Origin of the sequence: Candidatus Pseudomonas phytovorans (assembly GCA_029202525.1) — a bacterium.
GTDB lineage: Bacteria > Pseudomonadota > Gammaproteobacteria > Pseudomonadales > Pseudomonadaceae > Aquipseudomonas > Aquipseudomonas phytovorans.
Genome location: CP119325.1, coordinates 1,347,919 through 1,364,844, shown reverse-complemented (window position 1 = coordinate 1,364,844; position 16,926 = coordinate 1,347,919). Strand labels below are relative to the sequence as shown.

At 60.3% G+C, this 16,926-nt stretch carries 14 protein-coding genes and 2 tRNA genes; 2 read left to right on the top strand and 14 right to left on the bottom strand.

The features are described from left to right. Nucleotides 1-4 precede the first annotated feature (4 nt). Together P0Y58_05980 and P0Y58_05975 are read left to right on the top strand one after the other, a co-directional pair. Entirely contained in the window at nt 5-874 is an 870-nt protein-coding gene (locus P0Y58_05980) for an oxygenase MpaB family protein (GenBank protein ID WEK31746.1), read from the top strand. A 78-nt stretch (nt 875-952) separates the two neighbouring features. Continuing rightward, nucleotides 953-3,889, top strand: a complete 2,937-nt coding sequence (locus P0Y58_05975) for a DUF748 domain-containing protein (protein WEK31745.1) — start codon at nt 953-955, stop codon at nt 3,887-3,889. Nucleotides 3,890-4,010: 121 nt separating this feature from the next. Here the strand turns inward: P0Y58_05975 and P0Y58_05970 are convergent, their stop codons facing one another. From P0Y58_05970 to glmM, 14 genes are all read right to left on the bottom strand, one after another. Continuing rightward, nucleotides 4,011-4,424 (bottom strand): VOC family protein, encoded by a 414-nt coding sequence (locus P0Y58_05970; protein ID WEK31744.1) that lies wholly within the window; start codon nt 4,422-4,424, stop codon nt 4,011-4,013. A gap of 138 nt (nt 4,425-4,562) precedes the next feature. Continuing rightward, complete coding sequence (locus P0Y58_05965) at nt 4,563-4,913, bottom strand: BON domain-containing protein (protein ID WEK31743.1); 351 nt, start codon at nt 4,911-4,913, stop codon at nt 4,563-4,565. 262 nt (nt 4,914-5,175) lie between these two features. Further along, nucleotides 5,176-7,281 (bottom strand): polyribonucleotide nucleotidyltransferase, encoded by a 2,106-nt coding sequence (pnp, locus tag P0Y58_05960; GenBank protein WEK31742.1) that lies wholly within the window; start codon nt 7,279-7,281, stop codon nt 5,176-5,178. A 250-nt stretch (nt 7,282-7,531) separates the two neighbouring features. After that, the gene (gene rpsO, locus P0Y58_05955) at nt 7,532-7,801 is read right to left on the bottom strand and encodes a 30S ribosomal protein S15 (protein WEK31741.1); all 270 of its coding nucleotides are present in this window, start codon (nt 7,799-7,801) and stop codon (nt 7,532-7,534) included. Between the two features lie 147 nt (nt 7,802-7,948). After that, nucleotides 7,949-8,866, bottom strand: a complete 918-nt coding sequence (truB, locus tag P0Y58_05950; GenBank protein WEK31740.1) for a tRNA pseudouridine(55) synthase TruB — start codon at nt 8,864-8,866, stop codon at nt 7,949-7,951. Nucleotides 8,867-8,869: 3 nt separating this feature from the next. Next, nucleotides 8,870-9,268, bottom strand: coding sequence for a 30S ribosome-binding factor RbfA (gene rbfA, locus P0Y58_05945; protein ID WEK31739.1), 399 nt, complete (start codon nt 9,266-9,268; stop codon nt 8,870-8,872). Nucleotides 9,269-9,384: 116 nt separating this feature from the next. Then, a complete protein-coding gene (gene infB, locus P0Y58_05940) occupies nt 9,385-11,913 on the bottom strand; it encodes a translation initiation factor IF-2 (protein WEK31738.1) in 2,529 nt (842 codons plus the stop codon). Between the two features lie 27 nt (nt 11,914-11,940). Continuing rightward, a complete protein-coding gene (gene nusA / locus P0Y58_05935; protein WEK31737.1) occupies nt 11,941-13,422 on the bottom strand; it encodes a transcription termination factor NusA in 1,482 nt (493 codons plus the stop codon). Nucleotides 13,423-13,481: 59 nt separating this feature from the next. After that, entirely contained in the window at nt 13,482-13,940 is a 459-nt protein-coding gene (gene rimP, locus P0Y58_05930; GenBank protein ID WEK33279.1) for a ribosome maturation factor RimP, read from the bottom strand. Between the two features lie 129 nt (nt 13,941-14,069). After that, a tRNA-Met gene (locus P0Y58_05925) sits at nt 14,070-14,146 on the bottom strand. A 100-nt stretch (nt 14,147-14,246) separates the two neighbouring features. After that, nucleotides 14,247-14,332, bottom strand: a tRNA-Leu gene (locus tag P0Y58_05920). Between the two features lie 21 nt (nt 14,333-14,353). Next, nucleotides 14,354-14,752 (bottom strand): preprotein translocase subunit SecG, encoded by a 399-nt coding sequence (gene secG, locus P0Y58_05915; protein WEK31736.1) that lies wholly within the window; start codon nt 14,750-14,752, stop codon nt 14,354-14,356. Between the two features lie 4 nt (nt 14,753-14,756). Then, a complete protein-coding gene (gene tpiA / locus P0Y58_05910) occupies nt 14,757-15,512 on the bottom strand; it encodes a triose-phosphate isomerase (GenBank protein WEK31735.1) in 756 nt (251 codons plus the stop codon). A gap of 65 nt (nt 15,513-15,577) precedes the next feature. After that, on the bottom strand, nt 15,578-16,918 hold the full coding sequence (gene glmM / locus P0Y58_05905; GenBank protein ID WEK31734.1) for a phosphoglucosamine mutase: 1,341 nt from the start codon (nt 16,916-16,918) through the stop codon (nt 15,578-15,580). Nucleotides 16,919-16,926 lie beyond the last annotated feature (8 nt).

The following is a 16,926-nucleotide window of genomic DNA, read 5'->3' as shown; positions in this document are numbered from 1 at the left end:
CGCCATGGAAGCCCTCCGCCGTCGCATCGAAACCCAGGTCATGAGCCTCACCGGGCTGGCCCTCGGCCAGCTCGACCTGGAATCGCCCAAGGGCGACCCCGGCCTGTTCGGCCCACACAGCATCAGCTGGCAAGTACATGGCGATTTCCCGAGCATGCTGGTCGGCGGCATCAGCGCACTCATGTTGCAGCTGTTGCACCCGCTGGCCTTGGCCGGTGTGTGGGACCACTCCAATTTTCGTGAAGACCTGCTTGGCCGCCTGCGCCGCACCAGCCAGTTCATTTCCGGCACCACCTTCGGTGCCACCGGCGATGCCGAGTGGCTGATCGACAAGGTGCGCACCATACACCTGCAGGTCACCGGCACCGCACCGGACGGCCGTCCCTACGCGGCCAGCGATCCAGACCTGCTGACCTGGGTGCATGTGGCGGAGGTCAGCAGTTTCCTCGCCGCCCACCTGCGGTACCGCAACCCGCACCTGCCGCAGGCCGAGCAGGATGCCTACTACAACGAAATCGCCCTGATCGCCGAGCGCCTTGGCGCCCGTAACGTCCCGCGTTCGTGTCAGCAGGTCGAAGACTACCTGCAGCGCATGCGCCCACAGCTGCACTGCGATACGCGCAGCCATGAAGTCATGCAGATCCTGCTCGACGCCCCTGCCCCCAGCCGCCTGGCGCAACCAGTAGGCAAGCTGATGCTGCACGCCGGCATCGACCTGCTGCCGGGCTGGGCCCAGGCCATGCTCGGCCTGCAGCACGGGCCCTTGCAACAGCGCCTGATCCGCCTGGGCCTGCAACGCACCGCCCCTGTACTGCGCTGGGCAATGCGCGACGGCTCGGCGCACCGGGCCAAACGGCGCATGGGGATCGAATGAGGCCTAATGGTCGACCCTGCGGAACTGATTTAACGTGCCATACTCCAAGCACTCCTGCTTAGACAGACGATGCGACACATGTACAAAGGATTGACTCGCGCCGCCGGCGCAATCGTGGCCCTCGTAGCCCTCTACAGCCTGCTCGGCTTTCTCATTCTTCCCGGTGTCGCGCTGCGCATCGCCAACCAGCAGTTGGCCCAGTACGCGACCGTGCCGGCCCACCTCGAACGGATCGAACTCAACCCCTTCAGCCTGGAGCTGACGGTGTGGGGCCTGCAGATCGGCGAGCCGGGCAAGGAGCAAGTCGGTTTCGAGCGGTTGTACGCCAACCTCTCGCTCGACAGCCTGTGGACCAAAGCCCTGCATCTGGAAGCGGTGGAACTCGACAAGGCACGCAGCGAAGTACTGTTCGCCAAGGACGGTACCCTCAACCTGGCCGGGTTGTTCAAGCTGCCCGCCAGTGAGGCCAAACCCGACGAGCCGCCCAGCGACCCGTTCCCGCTACGCATCGGCAGCATCAAGCTCGTCGATGGCTACCTGCACTTCGAGGACCAGCGCCCCAGCGAGCCGATCGAGTTCCTTTACGACAACATGAACCTGGAGCTGAAAAACCTCAGCACCCTGCCCAACGACAATGCCGACATGACGCTGGTCGCCAACGGCCCCAACGGTGGCCGGATCGACTGGAAAGGCACCCTGAGCCTGTCGCCGATCGCCTCCGAAGGCACATTGAAGGTCACCGACGCCAAAATGAAGCTGTTCTGGCCCTATGTGCGCGATGCCGTGCCACTGGTGCTGGAAGACGGCGTGGTCAGCCTCGATACGCATTACAAGCTCAACCTTGCCAAGCAGACCGAGTTGCTGCTGGATAACGCCTCCCTGCGCATTGCGCCATTCGCCATCAAGGCACCAGATGGCCGCCCGTTGGCGCGCCTGGCTAGCCTGGAGGTGAGCGAAACCTCCGTCGACCTGGTCAAGCAACTGGTCAGCGTGGGCAAGATCCGCAGCGAAAAACTGGAAACCTGGGCCGCGCTGGAAAAAGACGGCCAGCTCGACTGGCAGAAGCTGTTCGCCAGCCAACCGGCCAAAGCCACGCCGAAGGAAAAGGCCGAGCCTGCCGCCGCCGAGCCTGCCCCTGATGAAAAAGCCGCCAAAGAGCCCGGCAAACCTTGGCAAGTGCTGCTCAAGGACGTGCAACTGCGCAACTACCTGGTGCACCTGGCAGACCGCAGCCAAAAAGAGCCGGTAGCCTTGGACATTGGCCCGCTCAACGCAGACCTGCAAGGTTTCGACAGCCTCAACCAGTCGCCCTTCACGCTCAAGCTCGATACCGGTGTAGGCAAGCAAGGCAAGCTGCAGGCAGCTGGCCAGGTCAACCTGGCGCCGGTATGGGCCAAGCTGGATGTGAGCACCCGCGACATCGACCTGCGCGTGGCCCAGGCCTACATCAGCCCGTTCATCCTGCTGGAGCTGCGCAGCGGCATGCTCTCCAGCGATCTCAAGGTCGACCTGAAGAACACCGCGCCGCTGGGCTTCAATCTGACCGGCAAGGCGCAGGTCAACCAACTGCATACCCTCGACACCATCAAGAGCCGCGACTTCGTCAAATGGCAGCAGGTGAATGTCGACGGTTTGTCCTACGTCCACGGCGATGCGCTGTCGATCGACAAGGTGACCCTGCTGCAACCCTATGCGCGTTTCATCATCAACGAAGACCGTACTACCAACGTCAATGACCTGCTGATCCCGCAACCGGCCGGCGCCCCGGCGAGCAGCCAGACCAAGACGGCCTCGGCCAGCAAAGACAAGCCGCTGGGCATCCACATAGGTCAGATCGACATCAAGGACGGCTCGGCCAACTTTGCCGACCTGTCGCTCACCCCGAACTTCGCCACGGCCGCACAGCAGCTCAATGGCCAGATTGGCACCATCGACAACCGCAAGCCGCTGCCGGCCAAGGTCGATATCAAGGGCAAGGTCGACCGTTACGCACCGGTGACCATCAAGGGCGCCCTCAACCCGTTCAACCCGCTGGCCAGCCTGGATATCGCCACCAGCTTCAAGCGCGTCGAGCTGACCACGTTGACGCCCTACTCTGGCAAGTTTGCCGGCTTTCGTATCCGCAAGGGCCGGCTCAACCTTGACCTGCACTACCTGATTACCAACGGCCAGCTGAAGGCCGAGAACAAGGTAGTGGTGGAGCAACTGCAACTGGGCGAGAAAGTCGACAGCCCGGATGCGGTCGACTTGCCGATCCGCCTGGCGGTGGCATTGCTGAAGGACACCGAGGGCAAGATCTCGATCGAGCTGCCGGTGACGGGCGACCTCAACAACCCACAGTTCAGCGTGATGCCGATTGTCTGGCAAACCCTGCGTAACCTGGTGCTGCGCGCGGCACAGGCGCCGTTCAATTTCATTGGCGGGCTGATTACCGGCGGTGGCTCGGAAGACCTGGGTAATGTCGCGTTTGCCCCGGGCTCCAGCGAACTCGCTGGCGATGCCCAGTCGTCGCTGGACAAGCTGGCGGCGGCGCTGAAAGAACGCCCCGAACTTCGCCTGGAAATCGAAGGCACCAGCGCCCAGGCCAGCGACGGTCCACTGATCGCCCAGCAGCGCCTGGAGCGTGAGTACCAGGCCACCTGGTACAAGATCCTGCAGCGCCGCGGTGACAAGGTGCCGGCCAATGCCTCGATGCTGATCGTCGACGACAGCGACAAGCCGGCAATGCTGGAAGGCATCTACCGCACCCGCCTGAAACAGCAGCCGCCTGCCGAATGGGAGCAACTGGGCCGCGACGAACGTACCACCAAGCTGCGCGAGGCCGTGATCAAGTCATGGGCTGAAAGCACCGCCCTGCTGCGTACATTGGGCCAGGAGCGGGCCAGCAGTATCAAGGATTACCTGGTGGACAAGGGCAAGCTGGAAGATGACCGGGTGTATTTCATCGATACCAGCCTGGGGCAGGCTGAGAGCGATGGCCGGGTGGTGACGCCGATGCATCTGGATGCTGAGTGATCTCTAATAGCAGGCCCGGCCTCTTCGCGGGCACGCCCGCTCCCACAGGGATAGCGCACTGCTTGAGGCCTGCGCAGTATCTGTGGGAGCGGGCATGCCCGCGAAGAGGCCGGCACAGGCGTCAGATCAACCGCTGCCCCGACACCGCCGGGTGGTACAGCGGCTGCACCTTGTTCCCCGCCGGGTCCACCAGGTGGAAGCTGCGTGCCCCGTCACCATGATTGAAGGGCCTGTCCAGCAAGGTCACGCCATGGGCCTTGAAGTACTGATACCACGCTTCCAGTTCCTCCACGCTATCGACGATGAACCCATAGTGATCCAGGGTCTGCAGCCCGTTGGCCGCCCCAGCCCCACGCCCCAGTGAAAGGTTGTCGTTGCCGCAGGTGAGGTACACCAGGTCATCGTTGGCGCGGTTCAGCACCTCCATGCCCAGCACATCGACATAGAAGCGCTCGCACTCCTCAAGGTTAGGTACCAGCAGGGCAATGTGGCGCAGGCCATTCAGGCGACCGGGTCGTGCAGGCAATTCAGACATTAGTGAGGCTCCATTTTTGTATACAATTCTTTGTTGAATTTAAAACAAAAAGAGCGCCTTGTGTAAAAATGAAGAAGGGGCCGCAATGCGGCCCCTTCCAGGGTTGGTGGCCAGATCCTTTGGCCGACGGGACGTTCCTTATTCGGACTTCAGGCCATCAGCCGATACGGCCTGCACGCCTTTGATCTTCTTGGCGATGGCAACTGCCATCTCTTTCTGGGAATCAGTCACAGCTACGTCGGACGACAGCGACACAACACCTTTGTTGGTTTCCACTTTGATGTCGCTGCCAGGCACACCCTTCTCGGTCATCAGATCAGCTTTGACCTTGGTGGTAATCCAAGTGTCAGAGGTAGCTTCCTTGGCTTTGGTCACCTCACCGGCGGCCAGCGTCATCGGGGCCTGGGTGGTTTGCTGGGCGAATGCCGCGTTAGCCATGGTCAGGGTCAGAGCGGTGGCAGTAGCGGCAGCAATGGCGAACTTCTTCATGTGGGTCACTCCTGTTTTTCGAAAGGTCTGCGCCGTATGTCCTGGCGGCAGGTATGAAGGTAGTTGCATGTGCTGTGCCAGCTTTCTGATCTGAATTTAATCTATATAAATCAACAACTTATCAATTATAGATCATTCTCATGATCGTGCATTTTGCAATCAGCGCGGTAAACCTGCATGCAAGATGCAAGTCCGCAAAAGGTTCCCGCCACCCATGAAAAAAGGGCCCCGAAGGGCCCTTTCTGTGTTGCGGTGCAGTCGCTTACACGCCCGAGGCCTTCGCCGCGGCAACGTCCTTGATCGACAGCTTGATACGGCCGCGGTTGTCCACGTCCAGTACCAGTACTTCGACTTCCTGGCCTTCTTTCAGGATGTCGGTGACTTTCTCGACGCGAGCATCGCTCAGCATGGAGATGTGCACCAGGCCGTCCTTGCCAGGCAGGATGTTGACGAATGCGCCGAAGTCGACGATACGCTCAACCTTGCCAACGTAGATCTTGCCGATTTCGGCCTCAGCGGTGATGCCCAGGATGCGCTGCTTGGCAGCCTCTGCCGCTTCCTTGGTTTCGCCGAAGATCTTGATCGAGCCGTCGTCTTCGATGTCGATCGAAGCCTTGGTCTCTTCACAGATGGCACGAATGGTGGCGCCGCCTTTACCGATGACGTCACGGATCTTGTCGGTGTCGATCTTCATCGCGATCATGGTCGGGGCGTTGGCCGACAGCTCGGTACGCGACTGACCAATGATCTGGTTCATCTGGCCGAGGATGTTCAGGCGCGCTTCCAGGGCCTGGCCCAGGGCGATTTCCATGATCTCTTCGGTGATGCCGTTGATCTTGATGTCCATCTGCAGCGCGGTAACACCTTTGGCGGTACCGGCTACCTTGAAGTCCATGTCGCCCAGGTGGTCTTCATCACCCAGGATGTCGGTCAGAATGGCAAACTTCTCGCCTTCCTTGACCAGACCCATGGCGATACCGGCAACTGGCGCCTTCATCGGCACACCGGCGTCCATCAGGGCCAGCGAAGCACCACAGACCGAAGCCATGGAGCTGGAACCGTTGGATTCGGTGATTTCCGAAACCACGCGGATGGTGTACGGGAACACGTCAGCAGCCGGCAGCATGGCCTGGACCGAACGACGGGCCAACCGGCCGTGGCCGATTTCGCGACGGCCAGCACCGCCCATGCGACCACACTCGCCAACCGAGAACGGCGGGAAGTTGTAGTGCAGCATGAAGGGGTCTTTTTTCTCGCCTTCGAGGGTATCCAGCAGCTGGGCGTCACGGGCAGTACCCAGGGTCGCAACGACCAGTGCCTGGGTTTCGCCACGGGTGAACAGCGCCGAACCGTGGGTCTTCGGCAGAACACCAACTTCGATGTTCAGCGGGCGAACGGTCTTGGTGTCGCGGCCGTCGATACGTGGCTTGCCGTTGACGATGTTTTCGCGAACGGTGCGGTATTCGATTTCGCCGAAGATTTCTTTCACTTCGGAAGCCGAAGGCTGGCCTTCTTCACCGGAGAACTTGGCGATCGCCTGATCACGCAGCTCGCCCAGGCGCGCATAGCGGTCAGCCTTGACGGTGATGGTGTAGCCCTGCGAAACGCCTTCACCGAATTCGGCGCGAATGGCGTTGAACAATTCAGTGTTGGCAACGGCTGCTTTCCAGTCCCAGGTAGGCTTGGCGGCTTCGGCAGCCAGCTCTTTGACAGCCTGGATAACGACCTGGAATTCGTCGTGGGCGAACAGTACGGCACCCAGCATCTGGTCTTCGGTCAGCTCTTCAGCTTCCGATTCAACCATCAGCACGGCGTCGGAGGTACCGGCAACGACCATGTCCAGGCTCGAAGCAGCCAGTTGCTCGTAAGTCGGGTTCAGCAGGTAGCCGGTGCTTTCGTGGAAAGCAACACGGGCGGCGCCGATCGGGCCTTCGAACGGAATACCGGAAATGGCCAGGGCAGCCGAGGTACCGATCATCGCAGCGATGTCCGGGTCGGTCTTCTTGCTGGTGGACACCACGGTGCAGACGACCTGCACTTCGTTCATGAAGCCTTCAGGGAACAGCGGGCGGATCGGGCGGTCGATCAGGCGCGAGGTCAGGGTCTCTTTCTCGGAAGGACGGCCTTCACGCTTGAAGAAACCACCAGGGATCTTGCCGGCAGCGTAGGTCTTTTCCTGATAATGAACAGAAAGAGGGAAGAAGCCTTTGCTTGGGTCTGCGTGCTTGGCGCCGACCACGGTCACCAGCACGGTGACATCGTTATCGACGGTCACCAGCACGGCGCCGGTTGCCTGACGGGCGATGCGGCCCGTTTCGAGAGTAACGGTCGATTGACCGAACTGGAAAGTCTTGATTACCGGGTTCACGGTTTCCTACCTTTTTCAGTGGCTCTGGGGGAACTGGTTTCTTGCGAATTTTTGGGCAGAACAGGGAATCGGCCCCGTTGACCGTCCAGATACAACACGAGGCCGGGAGCCTGGCTGCCGAGCGGTAAAACCGTTCGACATCACCAGGCTGCCAGCCTCGCAGATACGCGTGGCGTGCTCAAAGACAACGCTGCCAGGCAACGTTGCCACTGCATGAGACACGCCATGCACACCACTGACCAGGCCGCTATTAGCGACGCAGGCCCAGGCGACCGATCAGGGCGCTGTAACGAGTGGTGTCTTTGCCCTTCAGGTAGTCCAGCAGCTTACGACGCTGGTTAACCATACGGATCAGGCCACGACGCGAGTGGTGGTCTTTACCGTTGGCCTTGAAGTGGCCTTGCAGCTTGTTGATGTTCGCGGTCAGCAGAGCAACCTGAACTTCCGGGCTACCAGTGTCGCCAGCAGCTTGCTGGTAGTCGGTAACGATTTGAGCTTTTTCTTCAACGCTGAGGGCCATTTGGCATCTCCTGATAACGGATCCCGCAAGCGGGGTCCAATAGGCCAGGGACAAATCCCTGTATTAATAAGAAAGGTGTGACCGTGCCTACTGACAGCCACCCTTGATTCCGTAGGGCTCGGCCGAAGCCTTACCCTGCGGTTTCGGTCATTCCGACCGAATCAGCCGACGCGGCGCAATACGCCCGTCTTCGCTCACTTCACCGATACCGATGAAGCGTGCATTGTGATCCTGTACCCGGACCATGCCAAACTGTGGCGCGTCCGGCGCGCGTACTGCCTGCCCATGCAGCCAGTAGAACGCACTGTGTTCCGACAGGCTGACCATGGGCCAGTCCTGCAACCCGCTGTCCGATGGCATCAGGAAGCGATCAAGCGCTTCATTGCCACCTTCGGCGTGAGCTTGCTCAAGTTCCTCGAGGGTAACCGTCTGTGCCAGCGCGAAGGGCCCAGCCTGGGTCCTGCGCAGCTCGGCGACATAGGCGCCGCAGCCAAGAACCTCACCAATATCCTCCACCAGCGTGCGGATATAGGTGCCTTTACTGCAGCCTACGGTCAACCGTGCACGGGTACCTTCGCACTCCAGCAACTCCAGGCGGTTAATAGTAACAGAACGCGCCTCGCGCTCCACTACCTCTCCTGCACGTGCCAGCTTGTACAGCGGTTGGCCGTCACGCTTGAGCGCCGAGTACATCGGCGGTATCTGGCTGATCGGGCCGCGAAAACCAGGCAGCGCCGCCTCGATGTCGGCGCGACCAACGGTCACCTCGCGGGTCTGCAGCACTTCACCTTCGGCATCGCCGGTGTTGGTAGTCTGCCCCATCTGCATGACGGTTTCGTAGCCCTTGTCGGAATCGAGCAAGTACTGCGAAAACTTGGTCGCCTCGCCGAAGCACAGCGGCAACACGCCGGTTGCCAACGGGTCGAGGCTACCGGTGTGGCCGGCCTTTTCCGCGTTGAGCAGCCAGCGCACTTTTTGCAGGGCGGCGTTGGAGGTGAAGCCAAGCGGCTTGTCGAGCAGGATGATGCCGCTGACATTGCGGCGAATACGTTTGACCTGGGCCACCGCTTACTCCTTGGTGTCCAGCTCGTCGGTATCCTTGTGCAGGCGGTCTTCGGCCACTGCACGCTCGATCAGCGCCGACAGGTGCACACCGCGGCTGACGCTTTCATCGAAGTGGAAGTGCAGCTGCGGCACGCTGCGCAGTTGCATCGAGCGGCCCAGGTGCAGGCGCAGGAAGCTGGCAGCACTGTTCAGTGCCTTCAACGACTGCTTCACGGCGTCTGGCGTTTCCTCGCCCATGACGGTGATGAACACCTTGGCATGGCCCAGGTCACGGCTGACGTCCACGGCGGTGATGGTAACCAGACCGACACGCGGGTCTTTGACTTCGCGACGGATCAGCTCGGCCAGCTCGCGCTGCATCTGATCGCCGATACGTTGGGTACGGCTGTATTCTTTGGCCATTCTTGCTACCTGTAACTTAAAGCGGCAAACGCCCGGTCAGACGAATGCCTGACCGGGCGCTACCTGAAGAGGTGCCGCAAACCGCCCTGTAGCGGGGGTTTGCGGCTTGCTCGCCCTTAAAGGGTACGAGCCACCTGGACTTTCTCGAAGACTTCGATCTTGTCGCCGACCTTGACGTCGTTGTAGCTCTTGACGCCAATACCGCACTCCATGCCGTTACGCACTTCGGCAGCGTCGTCCTTGAAGCGACGCAGCGATTCCAGCTCGCCTTCGAAGATAACCACGTCTTCGCGCAGTACGCGGATCGGGCGGTTACGGTACACGGTACCCTCGATGACCATACAGCCAGCGATGGCGCCGAACTTCGGCGAACGGAACACGTCACGGACTTCGGCGACACCCAGGATGTTCTCGCGAACATCGCTGCCGAGCATACCGGTCAGGGCTTTCTTGACGTCTTCGATGATGTCGTAGATCACGTTGTAATAACGCATATCCAGACCTTCCTGCTCGACGATCTTGCGCGCGCCGGCATCAGCACGCACGTTGAAGCCGAACAGCACCGCGTTGGACGCAAGGGCCAGGTTGGCATCGCTCTCGGTGATACCACCGACGCCACCACCAATCACACGGACCTGCACTTCGTCGTTGCCCAGGCCGCCGAGCGAACCGTTGAGCGCCTCGAGCGAACCGCGAACATCGGTCTTGAGAACGATGTTGAGGGTTTTCTTCTCGGCCTGACCCATGTTCTCGAAGATGTTTTCCAGCTTGCCGGCGTGAGCACGGGCCAGCTTGACCTCGCGGTACTTGCCTTGACGGAACAGGGCAACTTCGCGGGCTTTCTTCTCGTCAGCCACTACCGACAGCTCATCACCGGCTTCCGGCGTGCCATCCAGGCCGAGGATCTCGACCGGGATCGACGGGCCAGCTTCCTTCACAGGCTTGCCGTTCTCGTCGAGCATGGCGCGAACGCGGCCATAGTTGGAGCCGCACAGGACCATGTCGCCCTGACGCAGCGTACCGTCCTGGACCAGGATGGTGGCAACCGGACCACGGCCCTTGTCGAGGCGCGATTCAACCACGACACCACGGCCTGGGGCGGTTGGCGTAGCGGTCAGTTCGAGAACCTCGGCCTGCAGCAGGACGGCTTCGAGCAGTTCGTCAACACCGGTACCCATCTTCGCCGAAACCTTGACGAACGGCGTGTCACCACCCCATTCCTCAGAGGTGACGCCTTCGACGGACAGTTCGTTGCGGATGCGATCGAGGTCAGCACCTGGCTTGTCGATCTTGTTCACCGCGACCACCAGCGGAACGCCAGCTGCCTTGGCATGCTGAACGGCCTCGCGGGTTTGCGGCATCACGCCGTCGTCCGCCGCCACCACCAGGATGACGATGTCGGTCGCCTTGGCACCACGTGCACGCATCTGGGTGAAAGCTGCGTGGCCCGGGGTGTCGAGGAAGGTGACCATGCCGCGGTCGGTTTCCACGTGGTAGGCACCGATGTGCTGGGTGATACCACCGGCTTCGCCAGCGGCAACCTTGGCACGACGGATATAGTCGAGCAGCGAGGTCTTACCATGGTCAACGTGACCCATGACAGTAACCACCGGCGCACGCGACTCGGCCTGGCCTTCGAATTTCAGCGATTCGGCCAAGGAATCTTCCAGGGCGGTATCGCTGACCAGGGTGACCTTGTGGCCCAGCTCTTCTGCGATCAGCTGAGCGGTTTCCTGGTCGAGCACCTGGTTGATGGTAACCGGGGTGCCCATCTTGAACATGAACTTGACGACTTCAGCGCCCTTGACGGACATCTGGTTGGCCAGTTCGGAAACCGTGATGGTCTCGCCGATGGTCACGTCACGGATGACGGGGCCGGTCGGGCTCTGGAAGCCATGCTGGTTACGCTTCTTCAGCTTGCCCTTGCCACCACGGCCACGACGAGCGCCATCGCTCTCTTCGTCGGTGGTACGCGGAGCAGCACGCGGAGTCGGCGCCTTTTCCTTTTCCTTGACCTTGACCTTGATCGACACACGAGGCGCTTCGCCACGACGACGGTCGTCATCACGGGTGCGGCTTTCGTTGCGACGGGTCTCGTCTTTCTTACGCTCGGCAGCACGGGCTGCAGCGTCTTCGGAGGCCGGGGCGTCGGCGACTACCGGAGCCTGGGCAGCGGCAGGTGCCGGCTCTGGCTTGGCGGCAGGCGCAGGGGCAGCTACAGCGGAGTCAGCTGCCTGACGGCGAGCCTGATCTTCGTTGCGCTGACGAACGTCGGCATCAACCTTGTCGCGAGCGGCGTTTTCAACCGCGCGGCGCTCTTCCGCTTCACGCTTCTGCTCAGCCTGGATTTCTTCCGGGCTGCGCTGCACGAATACTTTCTTCTTGCGTACTTCTACGCTAATGCTCTTGCTACCGGCGACACGCAGGGTGCTGGTGGTTTTGCGCTGCAAGGTAATCTTGCGCGGCTCTTCCGCCTTGCTCTTGTGGCTGCTTTTCAAATGAGTCAGCAGGGTCTGCTTCTCATTGTCGGTCACTACCTGACCGGCGTCGGTGTGCGGCAGACCTGCCTCACGCATCTGCTGCAGCAGGCGCTCTACCGGTGCCTCGACCTCTTGGGCCAGTTCTTTCACCGTGACTTGCGTCATGCACTTCTCTCCTCAGGCCGCGCCTAATTACTCGAACCAATGGGCTCGGGCGGCCATGATCAACTTGCCGGCACGCTCTTCGTCGATGCCGTCGATGTCGAGCAGATCGTCGATCGACTGCTCGGCCAGGTCTTCGCGGTTAACCACGCCGCGCACCGCCAGTTCAGCCGCCAGGTCCTTGTCCATACCCTCAAGCGAGAGCAGGTCTTCGGCCGGGTGGGCGTCTGCCAGTTTTTCTTCGGTAGCGATGGCCTTGGTCAACAAACGGTCCTTGGCTCGAGCGCGGAGCTCATTGACGATATCTTCGTCAAAGCCATCGATGTTGAGCATTTCTTCCAACGGTACGTAGGCAATTTCTTCGAGGCTGGTGAAGCCTTCGTCGACCAGCACTTGGGCCAGCTCCTCGTCGACTTCCAGTTCATCGATGAAATTGCGCAGGATGTCACCTGTTTCGGCCTGCTGCTTGGCCTGAATGTCCTTCTCGGTCATCACGTTCAGGGTCCAGCCGGTCAGCTGACTGGCAAGACGAACGTTCTGACCGCCACGGCCAATGGCCTGGGCCAGGTTATCCTCGGCGACGGCGATGTCCATGGCATGGGCATCTTCATCAACGATGATCGCCGCGACTTCAGCCGGCGACATGGCGTTGATGACGAACTGCGCCGGGTTATCGTCCCACAGGACGATATCCACACGCTCACCACCCAACTCCCCGGATACAGCTTGGACGCGCGAACCACGCATGCCGATACAGGCGCCTTGCGGGTCGATGCGCTTGTCCTTGGAGCGGACGGCGATCTTGGCTCGCGAACCCGGATCACGGGAGGCAGCCATGACTTCAATGAGGCCCTCGGCAATTTCCGGCACTTCAATGCGGAAAAGCTCGATCAGCATCTGTGGCGCGGTGCGCGACAGGATCAGCTGAGGGCCACGGTTTTCTGTGCGAATTTCCTTGAGCAGTGCACGCAGGCGCACACCGACACGGAAGGTTTCGCGCGAAATGATATCTTCGCGGGCCAGCAAGGCCTCGGCGTTGTTGCCCAGGTCAACGATGACGTTGTCGCGGGTAACCTTTTTGACGGTACCGGAAATGATCTCGCCTACGTGTTCACGGTAGGCATCGACCACCTGGGCACGCTCGGCCTCGCGGACCTTCTGCACAATGACCTGCTTGGCGGTCTGGGCGGCGATACGACCGAACTCGATGGACTCGATCTTCTCCTCGATCACGTCACCAATCTTGGCTTCCGGATGAGTGTCCTTGATCTTGTCCAGCCAGGTTTCGATCGCCGGATCATCAAGATCGGCTTCATCGACCACGGTCCAGCGACGGAAGGTCTCGTAGCTACCGGTGTGGCGGTTGATTTCCACACGCAGATCGACTTCGTCTTCAAAACGTTTTTTGGTTGCAGTAGCCAGGGCCACTTCCAGCGCTTCGAAAATGACGCCGGGCGGTACACCTTTTTCGTTGGATACCGATTCAACAACCAGCAGTACTTCTTTGCTCATCGTACGCCTCGCCTTGCGCAAGCCATTGGGCCCGGATAGTCCGCCGGTCCCGGCACGTCTCAGTCAAAACTGGGAATAATATTGGCCTTGTCGATCGAGTCGATCGGCAACAGGAACTCCTGATCGTCCACCTGGACCACCACATCCTGCTCCTCCACACCGCGGAGAAGGCCCTGGAAGTTACGACGACCCTCGAAGGGTGAGCGCAGCTTGATCTTCACTTGTTCGCCGGCATGCGAGGCAAACTGTTCCAGAGTGAACAGTGGGCGTTCCATGCCAGGAGAAGAAACCTCTAGGGTATATTCAGAGCTGATCGGATCTTCCACATCCAGGACGCTGCTGACCTGGCGACTGACTTCTGCGCAGTCGTCAACCAGAATCCCGCCTTCCTTGTCGATGTAGACACGTAGTACCGAATGTTTGCCCTGGGAGACGAATTCAATCCCCCAGCATTCGAAGCCCAGCCCCGTGACCACCGGGGCCAACAAGGCCTGCAACTGTTCTAGCTTGCTCGACACCTGAACCCCCTCGTGCATGCTGTGCAAATGAAAAATGGGCGAAGCGCCCATCCCTGAAAGCGCCGTTGGACAACGACGCCGAAACTGTTCGATTAGCAAAAAGCCCCTGAAAAGGGGCTCCGCTGAAGCTGGTTGCGGGGGCTGGATTTGAACCAACGACCTTCGGGTTATGAGCCCGACGAGCTACCAAGCTGCTCCACCCCGCGACAAAGCCGGGGCGAAAGTATAAGACCGAACCCTGTTGAGGGTCAAACCCAAACCTTCACCTACAAGAAAGCCCGCTAAAGCGGGCTCTCATGCTTCAATTGGTACCGAGAAGGGGACTCGAACCCCTACACCCTATGGGCACAACCACCTCAAGGTTGCGTGTCTACCAATTCCACCACCTCGGCAATACTACTACTTGAAACCCGTTACTTCTGCTCTTGGGCTGGAGGAGGTACATCACCAACATTATTGGTGGTTTCGCTCTTCTGCTGCTGGAGCACCGGTACATCATCATTAACTGCCGGTTTTTGCGGCTCTTTCACTTCTAGCACTGCTGGATCTGGAAGACCTGCTTGGCTAAGCTGGTGAGCTTGTTGCTTCGCGAAGTATCCTAACCCAAGTGCTGTCAAAAAGAAAGTGGCAGCGAGTATAGCAGTGAATTTACTTAGGAACGTTGCAGAACCCTGGCTCCCGAACACGGTATTAGAAGCACCCGCGCCGAAAGATGCACCAGCTTCGGCACCCTTACCCTGTTGCAACAGAACCAGCACTACAAGCGACAGCGCTGCCAACAGATGAAAAACAACGATGACTGTTTCCAGCATTTGTTCAGTTTCCTGCGGCGCGACAAATTGCACCGAATTCGTCTGCGTTCAGGGAAGCCCCACCAATGAGACCCCCATCGATATCCGGCATGCCGAACAGTTCGGCCGCATTGGCCGCCTTCACGCTGCCGCCGTAGAGCAGCTGCACCTTCGCAGCCACTTCAGCATCTTCTGCCGCCAGCTGGCCGCGGATGGCGGCGTGCACATCCTGGGCCTGCTGTGGCGTGGCCGTAAGGCCGGTGCCAATGGCCCATACAGGCTCATAGGCAATTACTGCATTGGCAAAAGCCTTAACACCGAAAGCTTCGATGATACTGCTTAGTTGACGCCCGACAACTTCAAGCGTCTTGCCGGCCTCGCGCTCTGCAAGGGTTTCCCCGATGCAAAGCACTGGCTTCAAACCTTTGGCCTGGGCCGCTGCAAACTTGCGATTGAGCACTTCGTCTGTTTCGCCAATGATCTGGCGACGCTCGGAGTGGCCAACCAACACCAACTTGCAACCTGCTTCAACCAGCTGCTCCGGAGCAACTTCCCCGGTCAGCGCACCCTGTTCGGGTTGTACAGCAGAATTCTGTGCGCCGACAGTAATTTCTTTACCTGCCAGGCCATCGATCACTTGATTGATGAACAGGGCCGGAGGAAATACCGCGACTTCCACTCCGCTCGGCAAGGCGAGATTGCTCAAGCCTTCGGTCAGCTCAGCGACGCTAGCGCGGGTACCGTGCATCTTCCAGTTACCAGCTACCATAGGGCGACGCATGCTTTACCTCGTCGGTCAAAGTGGGCGCAGATCTTACCCAACCAGATCTGCGCTGGCAAGCGCCTTCAGGCACAAACTTCGCCGACCAGTTTGGCCAAAGCTTCTGCGTGGGAGCGCACCTGGTTTTCGTCTTCGCCCTCAACCATGACCCGCACCAACGGCTCGGTACCCGACTTGCGCAACAGGACACGGCCGCGACCCGCCAAGGCCTCGGTCACTTTGGCACTGGCTTCCTTGACTGCAGGGTGCTCCAGCGGGTCTGCCTTGCCAGCGCCGAAGCGCACGTTGATCAGCACCTGCGGGCACTTGCGCAGGGCCTGACGGGCCTGGGCAAGGGTTTCACCACGGCGTTTGAGCGCCATCAGCACCTGCAGCGCGGCAATAATCGCGTCCCCGGTGGTGGTGTGGTTGCAGCACACGACGTGACCGGAGTTTTCACCACCGACCAGCCACTCACGTTCAAGCAGCTCGGCCATGACATAGCGGTCGCCAACCTTGGCCCGCACGAACGGGATATCCAGATCCTTCAGCGCAAGCTCCAGGCCCAGGTTGCTCATCAGCGTACCCACTACGCCGCCCTGCAGCTTGCCACGGTCGTGCAGGTCGCGGGCGATGATGAACAGCAACTCGTCACCATCGACGATGGCGCCGGTGTGATCGACCATCAACACGCGATCGCCGTCACCGTCGAAGGCAATGCCGAGGTCGGCATGGCCAACCAGTACGGCAGCCTGCAGCGATTCGATGTGGGTCGAGCCACAGCCTTCGTTGATGTTCAGGCCATCCGGCTGCGCATGCAGCACGGTCACGTCGGCACCCAACTCACGGAACACGCTTGGCGCCACCTTGTAGGTTGCACCGTGGGCGCAATCGACCACCAGCTTGAGGCCGTCGAAGCTGGTGCTGGTCGGCACGCTGCTCTTGCAAAACTCGATGTAGCGGCCGGCAGCATCGTTGATGCGCGAAACCTTGCCCAACTTGCCCGAGTCGACAACGGTCATCGGCTGGTCGAGCAACTCTTCGATCATCAGCTCGACTTCATCCGGCAGCTTGGTGCCCTCGCCCGAGAAGAACTTGATGCCATTGTCTTCGTGCGGGTTGTGCGAGGCACTGATGACAATGCCGGCCTGAGCGTGGAAGGTGCGGGTCAGGTAGGCGATGGCCGGCGTAGGCATTGGCCCCAGCAGCATGACGTCAGCACCCGCCGCGGCCAGCCCGGCTTCGAGTGCAGACTCGAACATGTAGCCGGAGATACGCGTGTCCTTGCCCACCAGCACCTTGCAGTGGCCATGCTTGCGAAACGCCATGCCGGCCGCCCAACCAAGCTTCAGCATGAAGTCAGGCGTGATCGGGAATTCGCCGACGCGGCCACGAATGCCGTCGGTACCAAAATATTTTCTGCTCATAGGGACTC